Below are 12,777 nucleotides of genomic sequence, written 5' to 3' on the forward strand. Positions count from 1 at the left end.
GCTGCGTTCAGCAAATACCATCAGCACCGTCTGGCGACCGGCTCCATAGCCAGGCTGAGTCTGGCAGCGACGGATGAACTCCCGCCGACACGCTGCCGACCCTCCACCGCTGATGGTGATGACATCCAGCCCGTGTCCGAGCAGGCGGGCCAGTTGTGAAGGGAAGCCACCATGCACCGTGGGCGGTGAGGATGGGCCGTTTGTGGTGTCGAACTCGTCGATTCCATTGCTGTCGCAGAGCAAGGTCAAGGGGCTGGCAGAGTCCACCGGGTTTCGGGAAAGTACAGAAATCCGCAAGGGAGGAGGCGCGGCAATGGCATGCTGGCTGGGCGGCATCCACTCTTGAATGAATGCCTTGTCCGCACTGGGAATCGATCCGGCCTTGGAGGGCAACAGGGAGGCGACCGTGGCGGCCCCCACCTCTGCCCCGAGGGGTGTCCAATGGCTGTCGCCGTGGAAGTAGCACAAGATGCCCTCTGACGCCGCTTTGCCCAGGGGCTGGCTGAGGTCCACGAACTCGACGCCAGCGATCCGCAGGGCCTCACCGAAAGCGCGGAGCTGGAGCGACGCCTCACCTGGTTGCGGATGGGGAACGGCATCGCTGAGCCCCGGTACGCGCTTGGGGTGGATGGCATAGGCCGTGGGCACCGGCATGACTATCAGGCGGATGCCTCTCGTCTTGAGAAGCTGGTGGAACTCCAGGATGGAGGCAGTTTTTTCCAAGTACCGTGACGTCGGGGTATTCAGTCCGGTCAGACACTTCTTGTAGAGTCGGAAGTCCGCCGTGGCCGGGATGAAGTCTTCTCGAGGCCAGAGATTGGCCCGAAGGAGCGCGGCGCTGCGGGCTCGCAACGCATTGATCCCGGCTCGCTGGGAAGGGGAAAGCGATGCGACGACGGTCACGAGGTCTGGATCCTGCTCCACCGGCAGATACGCGGACTGACTCCAAAGGGTGCCCATCTGTCGCACCGCCGGCCACTTCCAAACCACGCCACCAGTCGCCAGGGCCAGCCCTAACAGGAGCAGCAGGCGGAGGGGGGGAAGGCGCTTTCGGGAGCCGGAACTCATGAGCCGACAGCTAAGCCCGGCAGGGGGCATTGCGCAATCCGTCAAAAAAACACCCGGTCAGGAACGAGGTCCTGACCGGGTGAGGGTGCAATCAAACCCGGGGCAACCGGATCGGAAAGGGATGTAAGACTTAGAACTTCCAGGTCACACTGGCGCTGACGTTGAACGGCTTGCCGGGCAGCACGTACAGGGAGTCATAGGAGCCTACAAAGTGCCGCTTGTCGAACACGTTGTTGAAGTTCACCTGCACGCGGAAGTCATCGCGTTCATAATAGAGGGCGGTGTCCACGATGCCGTAGCTGGGGAGGTCGAACGTGTTGTACGTGTCGCCGGACTGGCTGCTGTAGTAGCGGCCACCCACGCCCACGCCGAAGCCCTTGAGGGGGCCGTCCTGCACGGTGTACTTGAGCCAGGCATTCGCGGAGTGTTCCGGAACACCCTGCAGCGAGGTGCCCACGGGGATGTCGTTGTCTTTGGTGACCTCGGCATCGATGTAGGAGTAGGCGGTGCTGAGCGTCAGGCCAGGGGCCAGCTCGGCGGCGGTCTCGAACTCGAAGCCACGGCTGCGCTGCTCACCACTCACGGTGGCGTCAAACGGGTCGGGCGTACCGAGGTTTGATGTGGCGACGTTCTCGCGAGTGAGCTGGTACACGGAGAGAAGGCCGGTGACGCGCCCTTCGAGCAGGTTGTACTTGAAGCCTGCCTCCCAGTTCTCGCCTTCCTCAGGATCCACGGCCGCGCCGTTGGTGGTGGTGGAGAACCACTGCGGCTTGAAGGAGCGGCTGTAGTTGGCATATGCGGCAAGGCCGGGAACGAACTCAAAGGTGATGCCCGCCTTGGGGGTAAAGGCATCCTTGTCGTCCTCGATGCCATCGCCGGTTTCATACCAGGCCTTGTCGTAGCGACCGCCGAGTGTCAGCGTGAGCTGGTCGGTGAGCTTGGCGTGCTCCTGGATGTAGAAGCCCAGGTTGGAGTACTCCGTGCGGGTGGCGGTGTTGAAACCGTAGCCGGGGATGGAGCCCTGATACACGGGGCGGAAGATGTCGATCGCGAAGTAGGATGCCGGATCGTCATAGTTGATCTGGCTGGACCGGTCTTTCGACTCAGACCAGTAGTAGTCCACCCCCAGCGTGAGCGTGTGTTTCACCGAACCCGTCTCGAACTTGGCATCGAGCGCGGTATCCACGGCGAAGCGGTTCATCGTCTCCGCGTAGTCGTACGGGTACTGGTAGAGCGTGCGGCCATCCGGATCGAGATGGGAGTTGTAGAGCATGTCGTTCCAGTCCTGCTCCATGCGGCTGTACACCAGGTTCTGACGGATGGTGAACACCTCATTGAAGTCGTGCTCGAAGTCATAACCCACGCGGTAGCGGCGGAAGTCGTACTCGTTCGTGCCAGAGTCCGGCAGGCCGAGGTAGCGGCTCACGGGGATTTCTCCGAACGGGCTGTGCAGGACGGTGCCTACGGCTGGCAGGGGCATGGCGGAAATGCCCGTGTCCCGCATGTAGCTGGCCAGGATGGTCAGGCGGGTGGTGTCATCCCACTCAAACGTGATGGCCGGGGCGATGAAGACGCGCTCCGTGTCCACATAGTCCACGTAGGAGCCGGAGTTGTTGTACAGGGCGGTCAGGCGGGCGTAGATGCCCAGGCCGGAGTCGGTGGTGGGCGCGCTCACCGGCTGCACCTGCTTGGCACCTTTGGCCGCAGGGGGGGTAATCGCGTTGCTGGTGGGAACCAGGAGGGGGACGTTGATGTCGAACGTGCCTTCATACCGGTCCCAAGTGCCGCCGGAGAAGCCCAGTTCACCAAAGAACTCGTGCTTCGGCCGCTTGCTGACCAGGTTGACGAGGCCGCCGAGCGGGGCCTGCCCGTAGAGGGTGGAGGCTGGTCCCTTGATCACTTCCACCCGTTCCAGCCCATAGAGCTCAGGGCTGCGGCCATAGTCGTTGCGGAGGCCGTCCCAGAAGGTGTTGAAAGCGGAATCGAAACCGCGAATGCGGTAGTAGTCCCAGCCTTCGTAGGTGCCGCCGACGGAAACGCCAGCAACGTTGCGGATGACTTCCTCCAGCTTGGTGGCGTCCTGGTCCCGGATAATCGCCTCGGAGAGAACGGAAACGGCCTGGGGCGTCTCAAGGAGAGGGGTGTCGGTTTTCAGACCGCCGGTGGCGCTCACCGGAGCGGTGTAGGTGACGGCCGCGTCGCGGGCGGCGGACACGGTCACGGTATCAAGTTCTGTGACAACTGCGGCGGGCGCAGGGGAGGTGCTCTGCGCCAGGGCGGGTAGGCCCAGCAGCGCAAAGGCTGAAGTATAAAGGAGGTGTCGTTGTTTCATGTCGGTTGTTGCCTGGTGGGTGCCAGTGGTACCGGCAGACCCGCGATGGGGAGTTCGAGGCTGCCGTTTCGCAGATATTGCGTCTGCGTCTCAGCTTCAACATAAAATGCGGGGGTGAGTTGCGCGGTTTTCCGTCCGGTGCATCATTTTGGCAAATGGCTGTTGAAAATGAGGCGATTGCATCGGCCAACTCGCGGGTTGCGGACTTGCCCGGCGTTGCCATTGATGCCACTCTGATGAACATGGAAGCCGGTCCCATCCTGGCGGTGCTGCCAGCGCCTACGCCTGAGAATCTGTATCCGCCGTGTCGTCACGCGGCGTTCTTCGCCTGCCGGGAGGACCATCCCTTTCAACCAGGGGCGAGGGGCTTCAGTCTGGTGAATGCCTCCTGGCTGGCCGATGCGGCATTGCTCGCATATGACCCAGAGGGGGACTATCTGAACGAAGTCTGGGCGCAGGCGGGTTTTCGTGAGGTGCGGGTGCTGGATGGTCGCAGCTCACGAGTGGTGGTCGCGGCGGGGCGCGACGCGATCATCGTGGCCTTTCGCGGCACCCAGGTGTTTTGGCCGGGGCGGCCCGCTGCCTTTGGTGCGGTCATGGCGGACTGGCTGACGGACGCGCGTACCGGGCTGGTGGCCAGCGGTCATGGCGGGGAGGTGCACGAGGGTTTCAAGGCGGCACTGGATCAGGTGTGGCAGCCTCTGAGTGCTGTGGTCGAGCAACTACGCCACGAGCATTCTGGGCGTGCTCTGTGGGTCACGGGGCACAGTCTGGGTGGGGCATTGGCCTCCCTGGCAGCGCAGCGCTGGGCAGAGCAGGTTGCAGGAGTGTACACCTACGGTTCGCCCCTGGTGGGGGATGAGGGCTTCAGCCGCGGGTTCGTGGCTCCCAGTCATCGGTTTGTGCACCAGGCGGACCTGATCACGGAGGTGCCCCTGTTTGGGCTCCGGCTGGCGCTCCCCACCGGATGGGCGCGCTATACCCATGTGGGCGTGCGCCATTGGATCGACGAGGCCGGGCACCTGCATGTGGGAGATGCGGTTGCCGCTGCGCCATCAGTATCTCTGGCGCAGGAACTCACCGCGCTGGTCCGAGACAAACTCACCGGCACGGCGCTGACCCTGCAGCACCATGCCCCGCTGTACTACGCGCTCCGGTTGCGTCAAAACCTCGAACTCATGGGCCGGGGGCCTGGATCTAAGTCGCCCTGACGGCAGGGTTTGCTGCGGTCTGCAGGTCCTCCAGCTTCACCTGGACCCGGAGGCCGCTGGCCGGAGAGGTGCACTCGACGGAGTCCACCTGCGTCTCGATGGCGACGAAGCCGGGCCGGTGGGAGTATTCGTTCAGGAAATAAGTGTGGGTCTTGTCCTCTACCGAGCGCCAGACCTGCTTGAGCGTGGCCGGATCATCCAGAACATGGGCTCTCCCGCGCAGGTTCAGGATGAAGGTGAGGTCCTTGTTGTAGAACATCCAGTTCACCTGTGGATTGGCCCGGATGTGGGCCACCTTTCGGGCATTGGCGGCAGTAAGCGTGTGAAACACGGGGAACTCCCCGAAGGCGAGGGTGGACATCCAGCGGAGGTGGGGCTGGCCCGCCGGATCCACCGTGGCGAGAATGCCAGGGTGGTGACCGTTGATCAAGCTGCGGGCCAGACCGAGGAGGTCGCCGCTGTCTTCGATATCGAAAGTGGTTTCGTCGAAGGTGAACTCAGGGGACGTGTTCATGGCAATTGAGGAGGGGTGTTGCCAGAGAGGGGTGTAAACCGCCTTCTGACACACCCACCCTACCTCAACCCTCCGCCTGGCGATGCCTGCCCCTTGCGGATTGGGCGGCAGATCTTGGCCCGGTCAGGGCTCGTCCGTCGGGGATGCCGGCGATGTCGGCGATGCCGGTGTTGAGGTCGAGGGGGCCGATGCTTCGTCTGCATGGCGGGCGAGGCTCTCGGCATTCACCCGAACGTCTTCACCGGTGGAGAAGACGTGTCGTTTTCCTTTGAAGTCATAGACGACGACCAGCGTCTTTTTGCGGCCTGGATGGGGGTCAGTCTCCAGCCATTGTGGGTTGGCGAGGAAGGCGACTTCCGGTTGGTGCACCAGCCCATTCACCCGGGCGGTGACATCCGCAAAGCGCGCACCGGAGCCGTACACCGCGGAGATGATGAGAACATCGGTGTGGCGGGTCTTTGCCGCAGGACTCAAGACAAAAGAGGAGTTCGTGAGGCCAATCGAAAGCGAGGGGGCATTCCAGACATCTTTAAACGTCACGTGGGAAAAGGTGCCCTCCATGATGACTTCATCACCTTTTTTGAGCTGCTTGAGCCGGGCATCCCACTCCTCGGTAAAACCGCCAAAGATGCGAATGTGGTAGCCTTCCTTGTTGGGCACCTCCACGAAGAGCGTGGGCCCGGGCCAGCGGGCGATCTGGCCGACATGCACCTTGAACCGGGCGGTGGCTTGGGGCGTCACCAGAGTATCCGTGAAGACACGGTTCGCGGCGTCCTTCTCGTCCTGGGTCCACCCCTGTGCGTCCTTCACGGAAGGGCTCGCGGGAAGGACGGCAAGAATTTGCTGATAGTTCTCCAGCGGGCGGGTCTCTGCGGGGCGCTTGGGAGGGCTGTTGGGAAGGGAAAGAGGAGTGCCTGGGGGCGGGGGCTCGGGCGGAGGGTTGCCGTTGAGGCTGGCGCAACTGCCGGCGAGGCAGACCGGCAGCACGTATTGGAGGAGGCGGCGTTTCATGGTCGTGTTGCTATATGCACTACGGCGCTGAACAGCCTTTGCGGGTCTGCCGCCTCAGATGTTCAACGCCTGACGCCTTCTCCGGGGCAGCAGCAGCCCCAGGCAGCCTGCCACCAGCAGGAGGACCCGGGAAGGTTCGGGCACCACATAGATGATGCCATGGCTCAGGAACTGGTCGGTGGCGAAATACCAGCCGTTGTCCAGGTTCGTGGGAACTACCAAATCCGCCAGGGTGAAGGACCCGCCGGTGCCGTCGGCGTTGAGATTGAGCACGGACCAGTCCACGAGGTTGAAGACATCGCCCCACTGGGCCTTGTACCCCGGGGCGAACTCCAAGGTGATGGTGCTGCCCGCATCCAGCGTGAGCGTGCCGCTGACGACCACGCTGTCATACTGGCCTCCGGCAGAGGCGGTGGAGAAGGCAGTGACCTGTGCAGCATCCAGCGGATTGGCCGCCCTGGATGAGGTGCCCGCCAGATTAAGCAGCAAACGCGGTGCGATGGCGGTGGCCCCGCCCGTGAGGGTGAGATCACCTGTGGTCAACGTGCCGGTCTGGTCTCCTGCGCTGGCGATGGCGGAGAGGGCGGCATTGCTGCTGCCGCCGGGCCTGAGGGTGGAACCGGTGCCGACCACCAGCTTGCCACTGACCGTGCCAGAGCCGGAGAGTACCTGATTGGCGAGGGTGTAACTTCCCGTGCCGCCAGCGGCGAGGTCGGCTACGCTGAAGGTGGCTCCTGCATCCACCTGGATCCAGGGGCTGGCATTGATGCTGCCGGTGCGACCGGTCGTGGCATCCAGTGCCAATGAGAGCGTGCCGCCGCTGATGGTGGTCTTGCCTGCGTAGGTGTTGGTCCCGTGGAGCACGAGGGTACCCGCGCCAGTTTTGATGATGCCGCTGGCATTGGTGCCCTGGATGAGGGGCGTGATGGTGGTGATGCCATCCGTGATGTTGAAGGTGCGTGTGGCCCCTTGCAGATCCACGTTGGCCGTCACGGCGGTCGAGCCGACGGTGAAGGCGTTGGTTCCTGAAGCCGTGACATCCCCGCCGAGGCTGACCTGGGCGATTCTTCCCGCCGCACCCGGATTGCCAAACAGAATGGTGGTGCCGGTCATGGTGAGGCCGCCTGTGCCCATCGTCCAGATGCTGTTCCCGCTGTTGGCTCCCAATCGCAGCACGCTGCCCCCTCCGAGGATGGTGGTGTTGCTGTTCAAGACGGCGCTGCTGTTCAGGGCTTCATGGGTGCCCTTGGTGACTGTAAGCGTGCCGGTGATGGTCAGATTGCTGATGGTGGACAGCGAAGTGGTGTCGATCGTCAGGTTGGCAAAGGTGTCCAGGCGGTTCGAGGAGTTGAAGGTGCCATTCACCACCACGGAGGCGTTGTCCCCGATCTGGTTGCTCACGCTGCTGCCAATGGTGAGGCTGGCCCCGGCGGCGACGGTGATGTCGCCGAGCACGGCAGGGCCGCCGGTGCTCTGGAGGCGGAGGGTGCCGGCATTCACCTTGGTGGCACCGGTGTAGGTATTCGCGGCGGTGAAGACCACGGTGCCGCCGCTGATATCCACACTGCTGCCGGTGCCGTTCATTAGCACGGTGTTGATGTTGAGCGTGCTGGTGTTGACGGTGCCGATGTCCATGCCCTCGCCGTTGATGGCGATCTTGCCGCCACCGGTGCCATTGATGTTGGCGGTCACTCCTGCCGTGGTGAGCTGGATGCCAATGCCGCCATCCACACCCACGCCCAGGGTGTTGCCCAGGATCTCCACGGTGCCCGCGGCCGTGAGGCTGAGGCGGCCGATGCTGTTGGCGGCGTTGTTGAGCGTCAGGGTGGACGCGGCGGCATGCACCAGTGTGCCCACACCGGTGATCTTGTTGGTCACCACGATGTCGTCACTTCGATTGAATCGGAGCGTGGTGCCGGTTGCCACGGAGACGTCACCGGAGCCCAGGCTGCCGGTCGTGCCACCGTTGCCGATCTGGAGCGTGCCGGTAGTGATGGTGGTGCCGCCGCTGTAAGTGTTGTTCTGCGTGAGGATGGCGGTTCCGCCGTTAGTCTTGGTGATGCCGTTGGTGCCCTGCATCACCACATCGATGGTCAGGGCCAGGGAGGCGGCGTTGGGCTTGATTTGCCCGTTGGCGGTGCCGAAGTTGAGCGTGTAGTTGTTGCCCGCGTCATTGGTGATGGTGACGGTGGTCTTGTAGCTGCCACCCATGTCGATGCCTTGCAGGGTGATGTTCTCCCCCAGGGAGAGAGTCAGCGTGGCGGGAGTGGGGACGGTGCCGGAGGTGGCGGAGCCAAACCGGGCGATGCTGTTGGTGGCGTTCACCCAGGAGACATTGCTGCCACCGGCCTCGGTGGTGTTCCAGTTGCTGGGAGAGCCGGTGGAAGTCCAGACGCCAGTCGTGCTCCCGTACTGGGCACCGGAGGTGGCGAGGTCGCCATCCCAGTAGAAGTCAGCGGCCTGTGCCTGACGCCCCCAGTGGCAGAGCACGGGCAGCGCCAGCAGGGTGATGACCCGACTGAGGGATCGGATACGGACGAACCGAAGTACAGAAGCGGTGACGGTGGGCATGGGCGTTGGGGGAGTCGCCCGGTCCCACACGATGGTCTTCCCGTCAGCGGCAGGTGCCATGCCGATGGAAACAACCACCTTGAGGGGCTTGGATGGGGGCGACCGACATTCTGGAAAAGTCGGTTGGCGGGCGCAATTCGGGGACGGGAGGTTTGCAATCTCTCCATCGTCCTAGGGTGCCTAAAGGATTTCTTGAGGAAGAGGAATGGACGGACGGTTCAGGAATCGATAATCATGTGATCAAAACTGATTGGAAAATGCGTATTCATCAGTCCAACGCCCTACCGCTCCCCAGCATGTCCAATCGCCCTGGTCTCCCTCCCCAAGAACTGGCAACAGAACAGCCGACGGAGGTGATCACGCCCGAAGCGGTGAAGGAGTGCCGGGAGATCTACGCGGCGATTCAGAAGGAACTGGCGAAGGTGATCGTCGGGCAGACCAAGGTGGTGGAGGAGATCCTCATCTCCATCTTCACCCGCAGTCATGCGCTGCTGGTGGGGGTGCCCGGTCTGGCGAAGACGCTGCTCATCTCCACCCTGGCGGAGACACTGCATCTTTCCTTCCGCCGCATTCAGTTCACACCGGATCTGATGCCCAGTGACATCACGGGTACAGAGGTGATCTATCAGGATCAAGCCAGTGGCAGCAAGCAGTTCAAGTTTCTGGAAGGGCCCCTCTTTGCCAACATCATCCTGGCGGATGAGATCAACCGCACGCCTCCCAAGACCCAGGCGGCCATGCTGGAAGCGATGCAGGAACGCCGTGTGACGGTGGGTGGGGTGACGCGTCCTCTGCCAGATCCGTTCTTCGTGCTGGCCACGCAGAACCCGCTGGAGCAGGAGGGCACCTACCCTCTGCCGGAAGCGCAGCTGGATCGCTTCCTGTTCCTCATTCACGTGGGCTATCCCACCGAGGAGGAAGAGCTGGAAGTGATGAAGCGCGGTTCAGGAGTCCAGAATGAGAAACCCCAGGCCGTGCTGGATGGGGCGACCATCACCCGGGTGCAGAATGTGATCAAGGCCATCCCGGTGGCGGATCATGTCTTCCGGTATGCCCGCCAGTTGGTGCGCAGCACGCGCCCCAAGGAGGATGGGGCTCTGCCGTTCTGCAGCAAGTATCTTACCTTTGGAGCCGGACCCCGTGCCAGCTTGGGATTGATCACGGCGGCCAAGGCTCATGCTGTGATCCATGGGCAGGTGTACGCAGGCTGTGAGAACGTGGCGGCGGTGGCGCCTTCCATCCTGCGGCATCGCATTGCGCCGAACTTCTCGGCGCAGAGCGAGGGCATCACCCCGGACGCGGTGATTGCCAAGGTGATCGCGGAGACTCCCAAACACGAGGCCTGATCTATACCTGACTTTGCATGAGCCGGGAACTGCTGGATGCGGAGGCGGTATCGCAGGGTGAGTCGCTCGGGCTCATGGCCCGGCGCATCGTCGAGGGCTATCGCGTGGGGGAGCATCGCTCGCCCTACCACGGCTTTGCCATCGAGTTTGCCCAGCACCGGGAATACACCGCCGGGGATGACACCCGGCACCTCGACTGGAAGATCCTGGGACGTACGGACCGCTACTACATCAAGCAGTATGAGCAGGACACGAACTTCATCACCCATCTGGTGGTGGATGGCAGTGCCTCCATGAACTACCACTCGCCGGCCGCTGATGGCAGCCGTCGACTCAGCAAGCTGGAGTATGCCAAGGTGCTGGCCGCCTGCCTGGCGTATGTGATCCTTCACCAGCGGGACGCGGTCGCGCTGGCACTGGTGGATCGTGAGGTGAAGGAATACCTGCGCCGCACGGACAGCCTGCAGCGCCTGCCGCTGATTCTGGACCGGCTTGCTCGGTTTCAAGGGTCCAAGGAAACCAGCCTGGGCGTGGCCCTGGACCAGGTGGCCGCGGAGGCCCGCCGGCGCGGGATCGCGATGATCTTCAGCGATCTCTTTGACGATGAAGAGGCCTTTTTCAAAGGCATGGAAAAGCTCTCCTACAGCGGTCAGGAACTGGTCGTCTTTCACGTGCTGGATCCGCACGAGCTGACCTTCCCCTTTGATGGCACCTGGCGTTTTCGGAATCTGGAGGGGGCCGATGAGATCCAGACGTCCCCGGCTGATTTCAGGGAGTCGTACCTGAAAAACTTCCAGGCCTTTCGCGACCGGATCAAGTCTGCCTGCGACCGCTTTCAGGCCCACTACGTCCTGGTGGACACGAGCCGGAGCGTGGCGGAGACGTTGAGCGGGTACCTGGCCTTTCGCAGCTCGGTGAGGAGGAGGAAGTAACCTGCGCTCATGAGTTTCCTCGCTCCCCTCATGCTCGCCGGTCTCGCGGCGATTTCCCTGCCGGTGCTGATGCACCTCATGAACCGCTTCCGCGCCCGGACGACGGACTGGGCAGCCATGCGGTTCCTGGAAATCAGCGTGCGCCGCAACGAGCGGCGGGTGCGGCTGGAGGATCTGTTTTTGCTGCTGCTCCGCTGCCTGCTCGTGGTGCTGGCGGTGCTGGCCTTTGCCCGGCCCGTGTTGAAAGGACCGCCGGCGGCGGGGGGCGATGAGAAGGGGCCGGTGGCGGCCGTCATCTTGCTGGACCACTCCGCGAGCATGGCCCAGAGCACGGGGGCGGAGACCCGTTTTGACCAGGCCCGCAAGGCGATCCGCTCCTGGCTGGACGAGCACGAGAGCGGCTCCATGGCGGCGTTGTTTTTGGTCTCGAACCGTACGGAGTCCCTCATGGCTCGACCGGAGCCCCAGTTTGCCCTGATCCGCAGCCTGCTGGACCAGGCGGAGGTGACGGACCGGGGCACTGAGCTGGTGCAGGGGATCCGGCTGGCGTGTGAAGCGCTCCAGGGGGTGTCCGGTCTGCCGCGGGAGGTGCATGTGTACACGGACGGGCAGGCCACGGCCTGGCTGAAGTCTGAGGAGCTGCACCGCGTGGCGGAGGCGCATCCGGATGTGCTGATCAAGCCGGTGTGGATCGGTGGCGCGGCGGCGGGCAATCTGGCGGTTGTTTCCTTGAAGGCGGAAGGAGGCATGCCTGCGGTGCGGCAGCCCTGCCGGTTCCTCGTGGAGGTGGCCAACTATGGCCAGGCTCCGGCGGAGAATGTGCGGGTGACGCTGGCCCTGGACGGCGGCGCTCCAGGAGCAGAGGCCATGATCCCCCAGATCGCCCCCGGTGGCACGCAGGCCGTGGGGCTGGTGCTGACGTTCCCGGAGGCGGGCTATCACTCCGTGGCGGCCGCCATTCCTGCGGATGCGCTGACGGCGGACAACACGCGGACCGCGGCCATTGAGGTGGCGGCGCAGATGAATGTGCTGATTGTGGAGGAAGATCACGCGGGTCCGGCCATGGATCGGGATGGTTATTTCCTGGCCAACGCGCTGGTGCCCACGGCACGCGAGCGGGCGGCGCGCTACTATCTAGGCGCGGAGTTTGTGAGCCCGGCGGGTCTTGCGGCGGAACTGCAGAATGAAAACAACCTCGCCACCCAGGCCGTGTTTCTTTGCAATCTGGGGCCTGTTTCGGCAAGCGTCACGAATGCGCTCCGCCAGTTTGTGAAAAACGGGGGCAACCTGGTGGTGTTTCCCGGACCACGGACCTTTGTGGAGGAATGGCAGGCCAATGCCGCCTTTTGGGATCTGCTCCCAGCCGCCCTGGAGGCACCTGTGGCCGATGATCCGGCCCGCCCCCCGGTCGCCTGGCAGTCCAGCGGGCTTACTCACCCGGTGACGGCCTTTTGGAATGACACGGCGCAGGGCAATCTGGGCGGCATCAAGTTCCACCAATACTTCCCGCTGAAACTCAAGACTCCCCGGACGGAGGCACCGGAAAAGTCGGCCCCGCCCGCGACGGCGGAAGAAGAGAAGGTGCCGACGAGCGAGCCACGCGTCATCAGCCGGTTGGTGAACAATGAGCCATCGGTGGTGGAGTGGGGCTTTGGAGAGGGGAATGTGGTGCTCTTTAACAGCACGGCCACGCCGGACTGGAACAACCTGCCGTTGCATCCCGCGTTTGTACCGTACCTGCAGAGGCTCCTGGGCCACTTCAACCGGAAGAACGAGTCACGTCTGGTGCTGG

At 63.4% G+C, this 12,777-nt stretch carries 8 protein-coding genes and 1 pseudogene; 4 read left to right on the forward strand and 5 right to left on the reverse strand.

What is annotated here, in order from left to right; translation table 11 throughout:
- Both BV106_RS09600 and BV106_RS09605 read right to left on the reverse strand, forming a co-directional pair.
- Window positions 1-1,068 (reverse strand): annotated as a pseudogene (locus tag BV106_RS09600) (hypothetical protein); the annotation flags it as partial.
- Between the two features lie 130 nt (window positions 1,069-1,198).
- A complete protein-coding gene (locus tag BV106_RS09605) occupies window positions 1,199-3,400 on the reverse strand; it encodes a TonB-dependent siderophore receptor (protein WP_038163884.1) in 2,202 nt (733 codons plus the stop codon).
- A 155-nt stretch (window positions 3,401-3,555) separates the two neighbouring features.
- On the opposite strand from BV106_RS09605, the gene BV106_RS35340 reads away from it, so the two are divergent.
- Window positions 3,556-4,611 carry a lipase family protein gene (locus tag BV106_RS35340; RefSeq protein ID WP_051945529.1) on the forward strand — a complete coding sequence of 352 codons (1,056 nt, stop codon included), beginning with the start codon at window positions 3,556-3,558 and terminating at the stop codon, window positions 4,609-4,611.
- Here the strand turns inward: BV106_RS35340 and BV106_RS09615 are convergent.
- From BV106_RS09615 to BV106_RS09625, 3 genes are all read right to left on the reverse strand, one after another.
- Entirely contained in the window at window positions 4,598-5,125 is a 528-nt protein-coding gene (locus tag BV106_RS09615; protein WP_051945531.1) for a pyridoxamine 5'-phosphate oxidase family protein, read from the reverse strand. The two genes, BV106_RS35340 and BV106_RS09615, sit on opposite strands and share 14 nt — an antisense overlap.
- Before the next feature lie 123 nt (window positions 5,126-5,248).
- Window positions 5,249-6,136, reverse strand: a complete 888-nt coding sequence (locus BV106_RS09620) for a hypothetical protein (protein WP_038163886.1) — start codon at window positions 6,134-6,136, stop codon at window positions 5,249-5,251.
- Between the two features lie 54 nt (window positions 6,137-6,190).
- Window positions 6,191-8,767 carry an autotransporter-associated beta strand repeat-containing protein gene (locus BV106_RS09625; RefSeq protein WP_038163887.1) on the reverse strand — a complete coding sequence of 859 codons (2,577 nt, stop codon included), beginning with the start codon at window positions 8,765-8,767 and terminating at the stop codon, window positions 6,191-6,193.
- 236 nt (window positions 8,768-9,003) lie between these two features.
- Here BV106_RS09625 and BV106_RS09630 point away from each other — a divergent pair, with 236 nt between their 5' ends.
- The 3 genes from BV106_RS09630 to BV106_RS09640 form a co-directional block, all read left to right on the forward strand.
- Entirely contained in the window at window positions 9,004-10,053 is a 1,050-nt protein-coding gene (locus BV106_RS09630) for a MoxR family ATPase (RefSeq protein ID WP_051945533.1), read from the forward strand.
- A gap of 17 nt (window positions 10,054-10,070) precedes the next feature.
- Window positions 10,071-10,985, forward strand: coding sequence for a DUF58 domain-containing protein (locus BV106_RS09635; protein WP_038163889.1), 915 nt, complete (start codon window positions 10,071-10,073; stop codon window positions 10,983-10,985).
- Window positions 10,986-10,994: 9 nt separating this feature from the next.
- Window positions 10,995-12,777, forward strand: a 1,783-nt coding sequence (locus tag BV106_RS09640) for a BatA domain-containing protein (protein WP_265595495.1), incomplete at its 3' end; no start/stop codon positions are given.

The sequence above is a fragment of the Verrucomicrobium sp. BvORR106 genome, from assembly GCF_000739655.1.
In the GTDB taxonomy this organism is placed as follows: Bacteria; Verrucomicrobiota; Verrucomicrobiia; order Verrucomicrobiales; family Verrucomicrobiaceae; genus Verrucomicrobium.